The following is a 16,362-nucleotide window of genomic DNA, read 5'->3' as shown; positions in this document are numbered from 1 at the left end:
GAAGTGGCCTTTCGGCAAATTGTCACGGGATTTTTCATGAAATCTGCCCCTGAGCCTTGAGCGATGCAGAGTGGAAGTGAACAATGTTCTCTTTCGTATTTACCTCGAGATTGGCCATGATTTCCCGTTCCCGTCTGCTTGCCCTGGTGCTCGGTCCGGTGTTGGCGCTGTGCAGCGTCCTGGCGCTGGCCGAAGCCCCTGCCGATGCGACCAAGGCCCTGCACTTGCTGGACTACATCGGTGCCGACTACCCACCTACCGTGCGCGACGGCAAGGTGGTGGATGACGGCGAATACCGCGAGCAGCAGGAGTTCAGCGGCGTGCTCGCCGAGCTGATCAAGGGCCTGCCGGACAATCCCGAACGGGGCGCGCTGGAGCAGGGCGTGAAAGACCTGCGCCAGGCCATCGACCAGCGCCAGGACGGTGCCGGGGTGGCGCGTCAGGCACGCCAGCTGGGCGCCCGCCTGGCGGTGGCCTACGAGGTCAGCCAGGCCCCGGTGATCACCCCCGACCCGGCCCGTGGCGCCTCGCTGTACGCGCAGAACTGCGCCATCTGCCACGGCGACAGTGGCCTGGGCGACGGCCCGGCCGGTACCGGCCTTGAGCCGCCGCCGGCCAACCTGCGCAGCGTCGAGCGCCTCGATCACCTGAGCCTGTTCGACCTGTACAACACCTTGGGCCTGGGCATCGAAGGCACCGAAATGCCCTCGTTCGCCGACCAGCTCGACGAGCGTCAGCGCTGGGACGTGGCGGCCTACATCGCCAGCTTCACCGCCGATCCGCAGGCCGCCAAAAGCGACAAGGCCTGGAACCTCGCTGACCTGGCCCGCCAGACCCCGGCCGAGGTTGCCGCAAGCGAAGGCGCCGGAGCCGTGGCCGCGTTCCGCGCCCAGCGCGCGCAGCCGCCGCAGGCCAAGCGTGGCCCGGCGCAGTTGCTCGAATACACCGCCAGCACCCTGGACAAGAGCCTGGCGGCCTATCGCGCCGGCGACCACGACCAGGCCTATGACTTGTCGGTGGCGGCCTACCTGGAAGGCTTCGAGCTGGTGGAAAGCTCGCTCGACAACATCGACACCCAGGCCCGCAAGGACACTGAAAAAACCTTGATGGCCTACCGCCAGTCGTTGCAGGACGGCCTGCCGGTGGCCCAGGCCGAACAGCGCCTGGCCGAGGCCAAGGCCAAGCTGGACGCGGCTGCCAAGCTGCTGGGCAGTGACGGCCTGAGCTGGTCGCTGAGCTACATTTCCGGCCTGCTGATCCTGCTGCGCGAGGGCCTCGAGGCGATCCTGGTGCTGGCGGCGATCCTCGCGTTCCTGCGCAATACCGGGCAGCAGTCGGCGGTGCGCAGCGTCAACATCGGCTGGGGCCTGGCGCTGGTGGCCGGTTTCGCCACCTGGGCGCTGGCGGCCTATGTGATCGATGTGGGCGGCGCCCAGCGCGAACTGCTCGAGGGTTGCACCGCGCTGTTCGCCGCGGTGATGGTGTTGTGGCTGGGGGTGTGGATGCACGACCGCCGCCACGCCGCGGCCTGGCAGGACTACATCAAGAGCAGCCTGGTCAGCGGTGGTGGGCGCTTCGGCTTTGCCGTGCTGGCGTTCTTCTCGGTGTACCGCGAGCTGTTCGAGGTGATCCTGTTCTACGAAACCCTGTGGCTGCAGGCCGGGCCGGCCGGACACCAGGCGGTGCTGGCCGGTGGCGCCACGGCGCTGGTGCTGCTGGTGGGCCTGGCCTGGGTGATCCTGCGCGGCTCGGCCAAGTTGCCGCTGTCGCTGTTCTTCAGCATCAACGCGGCGCTGCTGTGCGCGTTGTCGGTGGTGTTCGCCGGGCATGGCGTCAAGGCGCTGCAGGAGGCCGGCGTGCTGGGCACGCGGCCGGTGGCGTTCTTCGAGTTCGATTGGCTGGGGATCCATGCCGATGCTTATTCGTTGAGCGCGCAGGCGCTGGCGTTGCTGGCGATCCTGTTCCTCTACGGGCGCAGCCGCCTGGCCGAGAAACGCCGCGCGGCGGCCAACTGAGAGCGGTGGTTCGGCGCCCCGATTTACCCGCGAAAGAGCCGAACCTGCGACAATGGCCATCCGCCAAACCCAGGAAAAAAACCATGCGTGTATGGATCGATGCCGACGCCTGCCCCAAGGCGGCCAAGGACCTGATCGTCAAGTTCGCCCTCAAGCGCAAGCTGGAGGTGGTGATGGTCGCCGGTCAGCCGCAGATCAAGCCGGCGTTCGCCTGCGTGCGGCTGATCGTGGTACCCAGCGGCATGGATGCGGCTGATGACTACCTGGTGGACAACGCCGTGCCTGGCGAGCTGGTGATCTGCAGCGACGTGCCGTTGGCCGATCGCCTGATCAAGAAGGGCGTGGCGGCGCTGGACCCGCGTGGTCGCGAGTTCGACGAGCGCAACATGGGCGAGCGCCTGGCGGTGCGCAACCTGTTCACCGAGCTGCGCGAGCAGGGCCAGGTCGGCGGTGGCCAGGCGCCTTATGGCGAGCGTGAGAAGCAAGCGTTTGCCAATGCGCTGGACCGGATCCTCACCCGCCTGTCCAAAGGCTGACGCTATCCCGGAAGTATTCGCCTAGCCTGTAGGAGCGGCCTTGTGTCGCGATGGGGCGCGTAGCGGCCCCAGGATCTCGGCATCATGCAAAATCGCCGGGGCCGCTACGCAGCCCATCGCGACACAAGGCCGCTCCTACAGGGACCGCAGCAGTCATGGGCCTGCGCTTTACCTGTAGGAGCCGGCTTGCCGGCGATGAGGCCGGTACGGGCAGCACAAGACAGTTGTCCCTGCACCAGCGTTTATCAGTCGTTCTCGTGGGTCAGCTCCAGCACCCGGTCCACCAGCTTGTAGATCCCGCCTGCCGCCTCACTGATCGACTTGGCCTCCATGTATGCCGGAGTGGTCACCAGCTTGCGTTGCACATCCTCGACGATGTCGTGCACATCACATTCTTCATGGGTGCCACCCATTTTCACCACGGCCGCCGCGGTGCCGGCATCCTTGCCGATGGTGCAGACCACGCCCGGCCCGTAGATCTTCGCCGCCAGCGCAGGCGAGATGCAGATCAGGCCGACCGGCTTGCAGGCATCGGCAAAGGCCTCGGCCAGGGCCAGTACATCCGGGTTCAGGGTGCAGTTGGCGCCTTCGACGGCAAAGTTGGACAGGTTCTTCGCCGCGCCGAAGCCGCCGGGCACGATCAGCGCGTCGAAGTCCTCGGCCTTGGCTTCGCGAATGTCCTTCACCTCGCCCCGGGCGATGCGCGCCGATTCCACCAGCACATTGCGCGACTCGGGCATTTCTTCACCGGTCAGGTGGTCGATCACATGCAGTTGCGCGATGTTTGGCGCGAAGCACTGCACCTGGGCGCCGCGCTGGTCGAGGCGCAGCAGGGTGATCACGCTTTCGTGGATTTCAGCGCCGTCGTACACGCCGCATCCGGACAGAATCACCGCTACTTTTTTCGTCATGCTCAATACTCCAGTGTCGAGGCGCTAAATGTCTTCTAGTTTGGCAGATGTATCCATGGGATTTGCCTTTCGCCGGGCCTAATCTTCCTGGATAACCTTGGAGGTGGCCGTTCATGGACCTGATTCTGCTGGCCGTGCCGTTCTTCTTCGTGCTGATCGCCGTGGAGCTGATCGCCGACTACGCGCGTGGGCGCCGCAATTACCAGCTCGCCGATTCGATCAACAGCCTGAGCACTGGTGCGCTGTCCACCAGCACTGGCCTGCTGACCAAAGGCGTGGGGCTGGTCACCTACGCCGTGGCCTGGGAGCACCTGGCGCTGTTGCGCTTGCCCGCCGCCGCCTGGTGGACCTGGGTGTTCGCCTTCGTGCTCTACGACCTGTGCTACTACTGGCTGCATCGCCTCGGCCACGAGCGCAACGTGCTGTGGGCGGCGCATTCGGTGCACCACCAGAGCGAGGAATACAACCTCACCACCGCCCTGCGCCAGACCAGCAGCGGCTTTATCTTCTCGTGGATCTTCTACCTGCCGCTGGCGCTGCTGGGCGTGCCGCCGGTGGTATTCATCACCGTGGCCTCGCTGAACCTGCTTTACCAGTTCTGGGTGCACACCCGCCACGTGCCCAAGCTGGGCTGGCTCGAGTGGGTGTTCATCACGCCATCCAACCATCGTGTCCACCATGCGCAGAATCCTCTGTACTTGGATCGCAACTACGGTGGCGTGTTCATAATCTGGGATCGGTTGTTCGGCACCTTCCAGGAAGAGGACGAGCGCGAGCCGGTGATCTTCGGCGTGACCACGCCCCTGGCGAGCTGGAACCCCCTGTGGGCCAATGTGCAGTTCTACGCCCAGCTCTGGCACGACGCCCGTCGCGCCGGCAGCTGGTGGGACAAGCTGCGCATCTGGTTCATGCCCACCGGCTGGCGCCCGGCGGACGTGGCGGCGGCTGATCCTCAGCCCAAGCAGGACCTGGCGCGTTTCCACAAGTTCGCCATCCCGCTGGGCGGCGTGCAGCAGCTGTACGTGACGGCGCAGTTCGCGGTCTACGTGGCGTTGGGCAGTTACCTGATGGATGCGGCCGAGCGGTTGTCGCCCACGGCCCTGGTGCTGGGCTGGGCGCTGATGGCGTTCGGCTTGTTCGTGCTTGGCGCGGCGCTGGAGGATCGGCCCTGGGCGCGGCGGCTGGAACTGGTGCGGTTGGTGTCGAATGCGCCGGCCCTGTACCTGGCCGGCGCGTTGGGCTTAGCGCTGGTCACGCCCGTGTTCTGGCTGTTGCTCCTGGGCTACAGCCTGCTCAGCCTCGGCGGCCTGGCCCTGTGCCGCCGCGCGGCGCTCGGCGCGGCTGTTGCGAAAACGCCGGCGCAGCCACAGCAGCAGGCCCAGCACCAACAGGCCGCCGAGCACCCATAGCTCGTATTTCTTGATGCTGCCCAGCATGCCTTCGAGGATTGCGCCAAAGTGGTAGGCGGCCAGGCCCAGGGCCAGGGCCCACACCGCGGCGCCAATGCCGTTGAGCAGCAGGTAGCGGCGTGGCGGGTAGCCGGACAAGCCAATGGCCACCGGCATCACCGTGCGCAGGCCGTAGACGAAGCGGAAGCTCAGCACCCAGATGTCGGGGTGGCGGCGGATGTGTTCCAGCGCCCGGTCACCCATGGCCTGCCAGCGCGGCTTGCGGGCGAGGATCTTGCGCCCGTGGCGGCGGCCCATGAAGTACCACAGCTGGTCGCCGGCGTAGCTGCCGCAGAAGGCCACCAGCACCACCAGCTTGATATCCATGTACTCGCGGAACGCAAGAAATCCGGCGAGCACCAGGATGGTCTCGCCTTCGAAGAACGTGCCGAGAAAAAGGGCAAAGTAGCCGAAATCGTTCAGGAATTGTTGAAGCATTTTCTGGCGTGCTGGCGAAATGAACGCGCAGCCTACCCCTTACGGCGCGTTCGGGAAAGTGTCCAAATGTGTCTCGACGTGAACATTTCCTACACAGACAATGACTGCGGCCACAAGTCGCAGGGTTGCCTCAGGGTGTAACACAGGCGTCATAATGGCCGCTTATAACTGTCGCGCTAGCCCGCCTGCGCGGGCTCAGGAGTCTGCCGTGAGCTTTACCCCCGCCAATCGTCTGTTTCCTGCCACCCGTCTGCGTCGCAACCGCCGGGATGAATTCTCCCGTCGTCTGGTTCGCGAGAACACCCTGACCGTCGATGACCTGATCCTGCCGGTATTCGTGCTGGACGGCGAGAATCGCCGCGAAGAGGTGCCGTCCATGCCAGGCGTCGAGCGCCTGTCGATCGACTTGCTGCTCGAAGCCGCACAAGGCTGGGTGGAGCTGGGGATCCCGGCGCTGGCGCTGTTCCCGGTGACCCCGACCGAGAAGAAGTCCCTCGACGGCGCCGAAGCCTGGAACCCGGATGGCATCGCCCAGCGCGCCACCCGTGCCCTGCGCGCGCGCTTCCCGGAACTGGGGGTGATCACCGACGTGGCCCTGGACCCGTTCACCACCCACGGCCAGGATGGCATCCTCGATGAAGAGGGCTATGTCCAGAATGACATCACTGTCGATGCCCTGGTGCGCCAGGCCCTGTCCCACGCCGAGGCCGGCGCCCAGGTGGTGGCCCCGTCGGACATGATGGACGGCCGCCTTGGCGCGATCCGCGAAGCCCTGGAAGTGGCCGGCCACGTCAACGTGCGCATCATGGCCTACTCGGCCAAGTACGCCAGTGCCTACTACGGCCCGTTCCGCGACGCGGTCGGCTCGGCGCTGAACCTGGGCAAGGCCAACAAGGCCTCCTACCAGATGGATCCGGCCAACAGCGACGAGGCCCTGCACGAAGTGGCCACCGACCTTGCCGAAGGCGCCGACATGGTCATGGTCAAGCCGGGCATGCCGTACCTGGACATCGTTCACCGGGTCAAGACCGAGTTCAAGGTCCCGACCTTCGTCTACCAGGTCAGCGGCGAGTACGCCATGCACATGGCGGCGATCCAGAACGGCTGGCTCAGCGAGGCCGTGATCCTCGAATCCCTCACCGCTTTCAAACGGGCAGGCGCTGATGGCATCCTGACCTATTTCGCCGTGCGTGCCGCTCAATTGATGAGAGGGCAGTAACGCCCTCCAGGAACGTCAGATGAATAACGAAGTGCTAACCCCTGTCGAGATCAAGGACGCCCAGGCCGTGCCCGAAGAGCTGGTACAGACCCCGCCCGACCTGCCAGCCGCCCCGGAGCCGGTGGTAGAGCCCGCCGCGCCCGCACCGGCGCCTGCGCCGGCGATCGCCGTGCCGAGCCTGGACGACAGCAGCCTGTACATTCATCGCGAGCTCTCGCAGCTGCAGTTCAATATCCGCGTGCTGGAACAGGCGCTGGACGAGTCCTACCCGCTGCTTGAGCGCCTGAAGTTCCTGCTGATCTTCTCCAGCAACCTCGATGAGTTCTTCGAAATCCGCGTGGCGGGCCTGAAGAAACAGATCAACTTCGCCCGCGAGCAGGCCGGCGCCGACGGCCTGCAGCCGCACCAGGCGCTGGCACGCATCAGCGAGCTGGTGCACCTGGAGGTGGACCGCCAGTACGCGATCCTCAACGACGTGCTGCTGCCGGAGCTGGAAAAGCACGCCATTCGCTTCATCCGCCGCCGTTACTGGACGCCCAAGCTCAAGACCTGGGTGCGCCGGTTCTTCCGCGACGAAATCGCGCCGATCATTACCCCGATCGGCCTCGACCCGACCCATCCGTTCCCGTTGCTGGTGAACAAGAGCCTCAACTTCATCGTCGAACTCGAAGGCGTCGACGCCTTCGGCCGCGACTCGGGCCTGGCGATCATCCCGGCGCCGCGCCTGCTGCCACGGGTGATTCGTGTGCCGGAGGAGGTGGGTGGCCCGGGCGACAACTATGTGTTCCTCTCGTCGATGATCCACGCCCACGCCGACGACCTGTTCCAGGGCATGAAGGTCAAGGGTTGCTACCAGTTCCGCCTGACCCGCAACGCCGACCTGGCGCTGGACTCCGAGGAGGTCGACGACCTGGCCCGGGCCCTGCGTGGCGAGCTGTTCTCGCGCCGCTACGGTGATGCCGTGCGTCTCGAAGTGGCCGACACCTGCCCGAAACATCTGTCGGACTACCTGCTCAAGCAGTTCAGCCTGAGCGAGAGTGAGCTGTACCAGGTCAACGGTCCGGTCAACCTGACCCGCCTGTTCAGCATCACCGGGCTCGACAGCCACCCGGAGCTGCAATACACACCGTTCACCCCGGCGATCCCCAAGCTGCTGCAGAACGCCGACAACATCTTCAGCGTTATCGGCAAGCAGGACGTGCTGCTGATGCACCCGTTCGAGTCGTTCACCCCGGTGATCGACCTGCTGCGCCAGGCCGCCAAGGACCCGCACGTGCTTGCCGTGCGCCAGACCCTGTACCGCTCGGGCGCCAACTCGGAGATTGTCGACGCCCTGGTGGACGCGGCGCGTAACGGCAAGGAGGTCACCGCGGTGATCGAACTGCGCGCGCGCTTCGACGAAGAGTCCAACCTGCAGATGGCCAGCCGCTTGCAGGCTGCGGGCGCGGTGGTGATCTACGGCGTGGTCGGCTTCAAGACCCACGCCAAGATGATGCTGATCCTGCGTCGCGAACAGGGCGAAATCGTCCGTTACGCGCACCTGGGCACCGGCAACTACCACGCCGGCAACGCCCGTCTGTACACTGACTACAGCCTGCTGACCTCCGACGACGCCCTCACCGAGGACGTCGGCAAGCTGTTCAGCCAGCTGATCGGCATGGGCAAGACCCTGCGCATGAAGAAGCTGCTGCACGCCCCCTTCACCCTGAAGAAGGGCATGCTCGACATGATCGCCCGGGAAACCCAGTTCGCCCTGGAAGGCAAGCCGGCGCACATCATCGCCAAGTTCAACTCGCTGACCGACGCCAAGATCATCAAGGCGCTGTACAAGGCCAGCCAGTCGGGCGTGCGCATCGACCTGGTGGTGCGCGGCATGTGCTGCCTGCGCCCGGGTATTCCGGGAGTGTCGCACAACATCCACGTGCGTTCGATCATCGGCCGCTTCCTCGAGCACACCCGGGTGTTCTACTTCCTCAATGGCGGCGAGGAGCAGATCTACCTGTCCAGCGCCGACTGGATGGAGCGCAATCTCGACAAGCGTGTGGAGACCTGCTTCCCGGTGGAAGGCAAGAAGCTGCTGCTGCGGGTGAAGAAGGAGCTGGAGGGTTACCTCACCGACAACACCCAGGCCTGGACCTTGCAGCCGGACGGGCGCTACGTGCGCAGCACGCCGACGGGCAACCAGAACCCGCGCAGCGCCCAGGCGACGCTGCTGGAGCGCCTGAGCAACCCGGTGTTGAACGTGCGGTAGTACCGATATGGGGGCCGCCTTGCGGCCCTTTCGCGACACAGGTGTAGTGCATGCCCCGAGGTCGGCGCGGTCCCTGTGGGAGCGGCTTCAGCCGCGAACACCGGCGCAGCCGGTGCCAGGCACCGCGTTGCTTGCTTCGCGGGTAAACCCGCTCCCACAGGTGTGGTGCATGCCCTGAGGCCGGCGCGTTTCCTGTAGGAGCGGCCTTGTGTCGCGAAAGGGGCGCAAAGCGCCCCCAGGCAGCCTCAAGCCAAACGGCGACCCCGAACCTCGTCAGCGCACGCTCAGCACAAACCCAACCCGCGCCAGCCACTCCGCCTCGTTGGCGAAGTCGGCCTGGGTCAGCTGGTTTTGCTCCAGCCAGCCCTCGGGGAAGACCACTTCCAGGCTGTTGTCGCCGGCCTGCAACACCACCTTGGGCATCTGCTGGGTGCCACGGATGTGGTGGAACAGGATGGCAAAACGCAGCAGCACGCATAGACGGATCAACTTGATGCCTTCGTCGCCGAACTCAGCGAACTTGTCCTTGGGGATGTTGCGGCGGTGGCCACGCACCAGCAGGGCCATCATTTGCTGGTCCTCGCGGGAGAACCCCGACAGGTCGGAGTGCTCGATCAGGTAGGCGCCGTGCTTGTGGTAGTGGTAATGGGCAATATCCAGCCCCACTTCATGCACTTTTGCCGCCCATCCCAGCAGATCGCGCCAGTTGCCGCATTCCAGGTCCCAGGCCTTGGCCACCTGGTCGAAGGCATGCAGGGCCTTGCGCTCGACCCGTGCCGCCTGGCCCTGGTCGACGTGATAACGCTCCATCAGTGAGTTCAGGGTGCGCTCGCGCACGTCTTCATGGTGGTGGCGGCCCAGCAGGTCGAACAGCACGCCTTCGCGCAGGGCGCCGTCGCAGTGGTCCATGCGCGCCAGCTCCAGGGCGTCGAAGATCGCCTCGAGAATCGCCAGGCCGGCCGGGAAGATGGTGCGCCGGTCGGGCTTGACCCCTTCGAAGTCGATCTTGTCGGTCTCGCCGAGCTTGAACAGCTTGCGCTTGAGCGCCGCCAGGCCCTCGGCGTTGACCTCGCCGCTGCCTTGGCCCATGGCCTTGATCGCCGCGGCGATGGCGCGGATGGTCCCGGACGAGCCGATGGCTTCGTCCCAGGTCAAGCGGTGCAGGGCGTTCTCGATGCTCATCAGCTCCAGGCGCGCGGCGGTATAGGCCTGGGCGTAGCGCGCCGGGGTGATCTTGCCGTCGCGGAAGTAGCGTTGGGTGAAGCTCACGCAGCCCATCTGCAGGCTTTCGCGCAGCAGAGGCTCGAAACGCTGGCCGATGATGAACTCGGTGCTGCCGCCGCCGATGTCGGCGACCAGGCGCTTGCCGGGGGTGTCGGCCAGGGTGTGCGAGACGCCCAGGTAGATCAGGCGCGCCTCTTCACGGCCGGAGATGACCTCCACCGGGTGACCGAGGATGGCCTCGGCGCGCTGGATGAATTCGTTGCGGTTGCGGGCTTCGCGCAGGGCGTTGGTGCCGACGATGCGCACCGACCCTTGCGGCATGCCGTTGATCAGCTGGGCGAAGCGCTTGAGGCATTCGAGCCCGCGCTGCATGGCTTCTTCGCTGAGCTTGCGCTCGTCGTCGATACCGGCGGCCAGCTGCACTTTCTCCCCGAGCCTTTCGAGAATGCGGATTTCCGTGTGATGGGCCTTGGCCACGACCATGTGGAAACTGTTGGAGCCAAGGTCGATGGCGGCGATCAGGGACAGGTTCTTCGCGGTGGTTTGCGGCATGATCTGCAAGTTCTCGGTCGTTAACCCGGCAATCCTGCCACGATCGTGGCGTTACGCCAACGCGCGTCATCCCGGGGTTTGATGCATGGCAATGTGATCGCAATCCTGTGACAGCGATATGACCGTTCCGATTCGTGGCGTCTTGCTCAACTATAGATACACTCAATCGTCTGTGGCTTCCTGTCGGACGAGGGTGCGGCTATGATGGGCAACGTTTTTTTGCTTACGACCTGGAGATATCCATGAGCAGCGATCTTATCAAACATGTCACCGACGCCAGCTTCGAAGCCGACGTAATCAAGGCGGAAGGCGCGGTGCTGGTCGACTACTGGGCTGAATGGTGCGGCCCATGCAAGATGATCGCTCCGGTACTGGACGACATCGCCGCTGAATATCAGGGCAAGGTGACCGTCGCCAAGCTGAACATCGACGAAAACGACCAGACTCCAGCCAAGCACGGCGTGCGTGGCATCCCGACGCTGATGCTGTTCAAGAACGGCAACGTCGAGGCGACCAAGGTCGGCGCGCTGTCCAAGTCGCAGCTCAAGGCGTTCCTCGACGCCAACCTGTGATGTGAAAAGCCCCGCAGATGCGGGGCTTTTCTTTATCTGTTGTAGGCAATTTCCTTGCTATGCGACAGGCTCCAGGCCCAGGCCTATTCAGGTGGATAGCCCCGGAAATCAATGGGCAAAACCACTAGACGTCGAAAAAAGCAAGTGTTACATTCGGCCTCGCACTGCTTCTCCAGTGCCCTCTGCACGCCGTCGCCGAAGCATCCCTAATTCGAATCAGTACGCGATCCTGTCGCCATCTAGCGGCGCGGCCTCATTAAGCCACATGCTTAATTTTTCCCTTCCTTACATGATTACGTCACTCCCCTTATGAACCTGACAGAACTCAAGCAAAAGCCGATTACCGATCTTTTGGAAATGGCCGAACAGATGGGCATCGAAAACATGGCCCGTTCGCGCAAACAGGACGTGATTTTCGCCCTGCTGAAAAAGCATGCGAAAAGCGGCGAAGAGATCTCGGGTGACGGCGTGCTGGAGATTCTCCAGGATGGTTTCGGTTTCCTGCGTTCGGCGGATGCCTCCTACCTGGCCGGCCCCGACGACATCTACGTTTCGCCCAGCCAGATCCGCCGCTTCAACCTGCGCACCGGCGACACCATCGTCGGCAAGATCCGCCCACCGAAAGAAGGCGAGCGTTACTTCGCGCTGCTGAAGGTCGACACCATCAACTTCGACCGTCCGGAAAACGCGAAGAACAAGATCCTGTTCGAAAACCTGACGCCACTGTTCCCCAACAAGCGTCTGAAGATGGAAGCCGGTAACGGCTCCACCGAAGACCTCACCGGTCGTGTCATCGACCTGTGCGCCCCGATCGGCAAAGGCCAGCGTGGCCTGATCGTCGCCCCGCCGAAAGCCGGTAAGACCATCATGCTGCAGAACATCGCGGCCAACATTACCCGCAACAACCCCGAGTGCCACCTGATCGTCCTGCTGATCGACGAGCGCCCGGAAGAAGTGACCGAAATGCAGCGCACCGTGCGCGGCGAAGTGGTCGCCTCGACCTTCGACGAGCCGCCGACCCGCCACGTGCAGGTCGCCGAGATGGTCATCGAGAAGGCCAAGCGCCTGGTCGAGCACAAGAAGGACGTGGTCATCCTGCTCGACTCCATCACCCGACTGGCCCGTGCCTACAACACCGTGATCCCGAGCTCCGGCAAGGTGCTGACCGGTGGTGTCGATGCCCATGCCCTGGAAAAGCCCAAGCGCTTCTTCGGTGCCGCCCGTAACATCGAGGAAGGCGGTTCGCTGACCATCATCGCCACCGCGCTGGTCGAGACCGGCTCGAAGATGGACGAAGTGATCTACGAAGAGTTCAAGGGTACCGGCAACATGGAGCTGCCGCTGGACCGCCGCATCGCCGAGAAGCGTGTGTTCCCGGCCATCAACATCAACAAGTCCGGTACTCGCCGCGAAGAGCTGCTGACCGCCGACGACGAACTGCAGCGCATGTGGATCCTGCGCAAGCTGCTGCACCCGATGGACGAGATCGCCGCCATCGAGTTCCTGGTCGACAAGCTCAAGCAGACCAAGACCAACGATGAGTTCTTCCTGTCGATGAAGCGCAAGTAAGCGCTGGCGACCAGGAAGTAATTGGGGCCGCTCCGCGCCCCTTCGCGGGTAAACCCGCTCCCACAGGGATCACTCGAAACCTGTGGGAGCGGGTTTACCCGCGAAGGGGCGCGGAGCGGCCCCAGTTCATTTTTGCCCCCAAACAAGGCGTGAACGGCGCTACACTCTGCACCCCGACCGACATGCCCCATACGAGGCCCTTGCATGCAGTATCGCGATCTACGCGACTTCATCCGTGGCCTGGAACAGCGCGGTGAACTCAAGCGCATCCAGGTTCCCATCTCCCCTGTACTGGAAATGACCGAAGTCTGCGACCGCACCCTGCGTGCCAAGGGCCCGGCCTTGCTGTTCGAAAAACCCACTGGCTTCGACATCCCGGTGCTGGGCAACCTGTTCGGCACGCCCGAGCGCGTGGCCATGGGCATGGGGGCCGAGTCCACCGAAGAGCTGCGCGAGATCGGCAAGCTGCTGGCGTTCCTCAAGGAGCCCGAGCCGCCGAAGGGCCTGAAGGACGCCTGGTCGAAGCTGCCGATCTTCAAGAAGGTCGTGTCCATGGCGCCGAAGGTGGTCAAGGACGCGGTATGCCAGGAAATCGTGGTCGAAGGCGACGATGTCGACCTGGGCCAGTTGCCGATCCAGCACTGCTGGCCGGGCGACGTGGCGCCGCTGATCACCTGGGGCCTGACCGTCACCCGCGGGCCGAACAAGGACCGCCAGAACCTGGGCATCTACCGTCAGCAAGTAATCGGCCGCAACAAGGTGATCATGCGCTGGCTGAGCCACCGGGGCGGCGCGCTGGACTACCGCGAGTGGTGCGAGAAACACCCCGGCCAGCCGTTCCCGGTAGCCGTGGCCCTGGGCGCGGACCCGGCGACCATCCTCGGCGCCGTGACCCCGGTACCGGACACGCTCTCCGAATATGCTTTCGCCGGCCTGTTGCGTGGCAACCGCACTGAACTGGTCAAATGCCGTGGCAACGACCTGCAGGTGCCGGCCACCGCCGAGATCATCCTCGAAGGCGTGATCCACCCCGGCGAGATGGCCCCGGAAGGCCCATACGGCGACCACACCGGCTACTACAACGAAGTGGACAGCTTCCCGGTGTTCACCGTCGAGCGCATCACCCATCGGCAAAAGCCGATCTACCACAGCACCTACACCGGTCGGCCACCGGATGAGCCGGCGATCCTCGGCGTGGCGCTGAACGAAGTGTTCGTGCCGATCCTGCAGAAGCAGTTCCCCGAGATCACCGACTTCTACCTGCCGCCGGAAGGCTGCTCGTACCGCATGGCGGTGGTGACCATGAAGAAGCAGTATCCTGGTCATGCCAAGCGCGTGATGCTGGGTGTGTGGTCGTTCCTGCGACAGTTCATGTACACCAAGTTCGTTATCGTCACCGACGACGATATCAACGCCCGTGACTGGAACGATGTGATCTGGGCCATCACCACGCGCATGGACCCCAAGCGTGATACGGTAATGATCGACAATACCCCGATCGACTACCTCGACTTCGCGTCGCCGGTGTCGGGCCTGGGGTCGAAGATGGGCCTGGACGCCACCCACAAGTGGCCGGGCGAGACTACACGCGAATGGGGCCGGGTCATCGTCAAGGACGAGGCCGTCACCCGCCGTATCGATGAGCTGTGGGACCAGTTGGGAATAGATTGATGCAGGTAACCTTGCAGCCTTCCGGGGCGGTACTGGCGGTCGAACCGGGTGAAAGGATTCTGGATGCCGCGCGGCGCCTGGGCTATGACTGCCCAAGCAGCTGCCGCAACGGCAACTGCCATGTGTGTGCCGCGTTGCTGGTCGAAGGCCGGGTGCGCCAGGAAGGCCAGGTCCGTGATCATGGCGAACTGTTCACCTGCATCGCCGAGCCGTTGGAGGATTGCGTGTTGCTGTGGGATGGTGTGCTGGCCTTGGGCGAGCTGCCGGTGCGCAAGCTCGCCTGTACCGTGAGCGAGTGCGTCGAGGTTGGTGGCGACGTCTGGCGTGTGCGCCTGCGCGCGCCGGCCGGCAAGCCGCCGCGCTATCATGCCGGGCAGTACCTGATGATCGAACGTGAGGGCATGGACAAGGCCGCGTTTTCCCTGGCTTCGGCGCCCCATGGCGGACGCGACCTCGAGTTGCATGTGCTGGCCCGCGAAAGCAGCGCGGTGCAGTTGATCGAGCAGTTACGGCGCAACGGCATCGCCCGGGTCGAGCTGCCGTTTGGCGACGCCCACCTGGCCGAACTGCCCGATGGCCCGTTGGTACTGATCGCGGCGGGCACCGGCATGGGACAGATGCACAGCCTGGTCGAGCATTGCCGGGCCAGCGGCTTCAAGCACCCGGTGCACCTGTATTGGGGCGTGCGCCGGCCTGAAGACTTCTACGAGATCGAGCACTGGGACGAGTGGGAGCGCCTGCCCAACCTGTTCCTGCACAAGGTGGTCAGCGATCTGTGCGGTTGGGAAGGGCGCTGCGGCCTGCTGCATGAGGCGGTGTGCGAGGATATCGGCGACCTGAACCAGGTGCATGTCTATGCCAGCGGCTCGCCGAACATGGTCTATGCCACCCTCGATGCCTTGGTCGAGGCAGGCATGGATGCCCACCGCATGCGTGCCGACGTGTTCGCCTACGCGCCACGGGGTTGAAACAGCGCGGCACGCTGCAAGGGCGTGCCGGGTTTAATAACCAAGTGTTGTCCTGTTGATTATATGGCGAGGATTGTTACCGGTGCGGGTAATAAGTTTCGCTATACTCGGTCTATTAGTTTCCGTTCGGCGGATGCTTTAATGAAATCCTTAATTCCGGCTTGAGTCGGCAGTGATTTATCCCTTAGGTTAAGCACCAGGGCCTTCGCGGGTAAACCCGCTCCCACAGGCCTTTCACACAACCGGGTGGGAGCGGGTTTAGCCGCGAAGGCTGTGCATAAATCGCAGTGGAACGCGTAACTTTGTAGTTCACAGGAATTAATGGCGGCAGCTCATGTCGACACTTGAAAGTTCATCCTGGCAAATAACCTATCCACCGTCGCTCGACTTCGGCCAGCAACTCACCCCCGAACAACTGCAGCGCTCGATGCAGGACACCATGTCCCAGCATGAAGGCGGCCCGGTGTGGCTGTTCGCTTATGGTTCATTGATCTGGCGCCCTGAATGCAACTCGGTTGAGCGCCAGCGGGCCCGGGTGCATGGCTACCACCGTGGCTTGTACCTGTGGTCCCACGAGCACCGCGGCACGCCGGAATGCCCAGGTCTGGTGTTTGGCCTGGACCGTGGCGGCTCCTGCAGCGGCTTTGCCTTCCGCCTGGACGAACACAATCTGCACGACTCGCTCATGGCCCTCTGGCAGCGCGAAATGCCTTATCCGGCTTATCGCCCGCATTGGCTCAGCTGTCGTCTGGATGACGGCAGCAAGGTACAGGCGTTGGGTTTCGTGCTGGAGCGGCACCTGCCGTGCTACGCCGGCAACCTGCCGGATACCCTGCTCAGCCAGATCCTCGCCAGCGCCAAGGGGCGCTATGGCAGCACACGGGAATACGTGGAGCAGACCCTCAACGCCCTGCGCAGCCACCAGATGCCCGACCGCAACCTGGAGGCGCGATTCCGCCGTTGCCACAACCTGCGCGAGGCCTGAGCC

General features: G+C 64.1%; 12 protein-coding genes and 1 pseudogene. 10 read left to right on the top strand and 3 right to left on the bottom strand.

From position 1 onward, the window contains the following. Positions 1 to 83 precede the first annotated feature (83 nt). Both HU772_RS24020 and HU772_RS24015 read left to right on the top strand, forming a co-directional pair. Positions 84 to 2,015: an FTR1 family protein gene (locus HU772_RS24020; RefSeq protein WP_186660573.1), complete on the top strand. Its 1,932-nt coding sequence runs from the start codon at positions 84 to 86 to the stop codon at positions 2,013 to 2,015. Between the two features lie 83 nt (positions 2,016 to 2,098). Continuing rightward, a complete protein-coding gene (locus HU772_RS24015; protein WP_186660574.1) occupies positions 2,099 to 2,551 on the top strand; it encodes a YaiI/YqxD family protein in 453 nt (150 codons plus the stop codon). 245 nt (positions 2,552 to 2,796) lie between these two features. On the opposite strand, the gene elbB is transcribed toward HU772_RS24015, so the two are convergent. Beyond that, positions 2,797 to 3,462 (bottom strand): isoprenoid biosynthesis glyoxalase ElbB, encoded by a 666-nt coding sequence (elbB, locus tag HU772_RS24010; protein ID WP_186660576.1) that lies wholly within the window; start codon positions 3,460 to 3,462, stop codon positions 2,797 to 2,799. A gap of 113 nt (positions 3,463 to 3,575) precedes the next feature. On the opposite strand from elbB, the pseudogene HU772_RS25055 reads away from it, so the two are divergent. Continuing rightward, a pseudogene (locus tag HU772_RS25055) lies at positions 3,576 to 4,154 on the top strand (sterol desaturase family protein); the annotation flags it as partial. 549 nt (positions 4,155 to 4,703) lie between these two features. Here HU772_RS25055 and HU772_RS24000 read toward each other — a convergent pair. Then, positions 4,704 to 5,348, bottom strand: a complete 645-nt coding sequence (locus HU772_RS24000; protein ID WP_186660578.1) for a DedA family protein — start codon at positions 5,346 to 5,348, stop codon at positions 4,704 to 4,706. A 208-nt stretch (positions 5,349 to 5,556) separates the two neighbouring features. On the opposite strand from HU772_RS24000, the gene hemB reads away from it, so the two are divergent. Together hemB and ppk1 are read left to right on the top strand one after the other, a co-directional pair. Continuing rightward, complete coding sequence (gene hemB / locus HU772_RS23995; protein ID WP_186660580.1) at positions 5,557 to 6,567, top strand: porphobilinogen synthase; 1,011 nt, start codon at positions 5,557 to 5,559, stop codon at positions 6,565 to 6,567. Between the two features lie 19 nt (positions 6,568 to 6,586). Next, complete coding sequence (gene ppk1 / locus HU772_RS23990) at positions 6,587 to 8,818, top strand: polyphosphate kinase 1 (RefSeq protein ID WP_186660582.1); 2,232 nt, start codon at positions 6,587 to 6,589, stop codon at positions 8,816 to 8,818. 273 nt (positions 8,819 to 9,091) lie between these two features. Here the strand turns inward: ppk1 and ppx are convergent, their stop codons facing one another. Then, positions 9,092 to 10,594: an exopolyphosphatase gene (ppx, locus tag HU772_RS23985; protein ID WP_186660584.1), complete on the bottom strand. Its 1,503-nt coding sequence runs from the start codon at positions 10,592 to 10,594 to the stop codon at positions 9,092 to 9,094. 242 nt (positions 10,595 to 10,836) lie between these two features. On the opposite strand from ppx, the gene trxA reads away from it, so the two are divergent. The 5 genes from trxA (at position 10,837) to HU772_RS23960 (ending at position 16,359) form a co-directional block, all read left to right on the top strand. Further along, entirely contained in the window at positions 10,837 to 11,166 is a 330-nt protein-coding gene (trxA, locus tag HU772_RS23980) for a thioredoxin TrxA (RefSeq protein WP_186660585.1), read from the top strand. A 309-nt stretch (positions 11,167 to 11,475) separates the two neighbouring features. Then, a complete protein-coding gene (gene rho, locus HU772_RS23975) occupies positions 11,476 to 12,735 on the top strand; it encodes a transcription termination factor Rho (RefSeq protein WP_011536308.1) in 1,260 nt (419 codons plus the stop codon). Positions 12,736 to 12,939: 204 nt separating this feature from the next. Continuing rightward, positions 12,940 to 14,406, top strand: a complete 1,467-nt coding sequence (ubiD, locus tag HU772_RS23970; protein WP_186660587.1) for a 4-hydroxy-3-polyprenylbenzoate decarboxylase — start codon at positions 12,940 to 12,942, stop codon at positions 14,404 to 14,406. Next, positions 14,406 to 15,374 carry a CDP-6-deoxy-delta-3,4-glucoseen reductase gene (locus HU772_RS23965; RefSeq protein ID WP_186660588.1) on the top strand — a complete coding sequence of 323 codons (969 nt, stop codon included), beginning with the start codon at positions 14,406 to 14,408 and terminating at the stop codon, positions 15,372 to 15,374. The genes ubiD and HU772_RS23965 overlap by 1 nt, the downstream gene beginning before the upstream one ends. 334 nt (positions 15,375 to 15,708) lie before the next feature. Then, on the top strand, positions 15,709 to 16,359 hold the full coding sequence (locus tag HU772_RS23960; RefSeq protein WP_186660589.1) for a gamma-glutamylcyclotransferase: 651 nt from the start codon (positions 15,709 to 15,711) through the stop codon (positions 16,357 to 16,359). Positions 16,360 to 16,362 lie beyond the last annotated feature (3 nt).

This window comes from Pseudomonas xantholysinigenes, from assembly GCF_014268885.2.
Classification (GTDB): domain Bacteria; phylum Pseudomonadota; class Gammaproteobacteria; order Pseudomonadales; family Pseudomonadaceae; genus Aquipseudomonas; species Aquipseudomonas xantholysinigenes.
This window is presented reverse-complemented; position numbering and strand designations above follow the sequence as displayed.

What these genes read in the sequence shown, in the direction of transcription:
- HU772_RS23965 (WP_186660588.1), top strand. Translation starts at nt 14,406, where the DNA reads ATGCAGGTAACCTTGCAGCCTTCCGGGGCGGTACTGGCGGTCGAACCG.
- elbB (WP_186660576.1), bottom strand. Translation starts at nt 3,462, where the DNA reads ATGACGAAAAAAGTAGCGGTGATTCTGTCCGGATGCGGCGTGTACGAC.
- ubiD (WP_186660587.1), top strand. Translation starts at nt 12,940, where the DNA reads ATGCAGTATCGCGATCTACGCGACTTCATCCGTGGCCTGGAACAGCGC.
- HU772_RS23960 (WP_186660589.1), top strand. Translation starts at nt 15,709, where the DNA reads ATGTCGACACTTGAAAGTTCATCCTGGCAAATAACCTATCCACCGTCG.
- rho (WP_011536308.1), top strand. Translation starts at nt 11,476, where the DNA reads ATGAACCTGACAGAACTCAAGCAAAAGCCGATTACCGATCTTTTGGAA.
- ppk1 (WP_186660582.1), top strand. Translation starts at nt 6,587, where the DNA reads ATGAATAACGAAGTGCTAACCCCTGTCGAGATCAAGGACGCCCAGGCC.
- trxA (WP_186660585.1), top strand. Translation starts at nt 10,837, where the DNA reads ATGAGCAGCGATCTTATCAAACATGTCACCGACGCCAGCTTCGAAGCC.
- HU772_RS24020 (WP_186660573.1), top strand. Translation starts at nt 84, where the DNA reads ATGTTCTCTTTCGTATTTACCTCGAGATTGGCCATGATTTCCCGTTCC.
- HU772_RS24015 (WP_186660574.1), top strand. Translation starts at nt 2,099, where the DNA reads ATGCGTGTATGGATCGATGCCGACGCCTGCCCCAAGGCGGCCAAGGAC.
- HU772_RS24000 (WP_186660578.1), bottom strand. Translation starts at nt 5,348, where the DNA reads ATGCTTCAACAATTCCTGAACGATTTCGGCTACTTTGCCCTTTTTCTC.
- ppx (WP_186660584.1), bottom strand. Translation starts at nt 10,594, where the DNA reads ATGCCGCAAACCACCGCGAAGAACCTGTCCCTGATCGCCGCCATCGAC.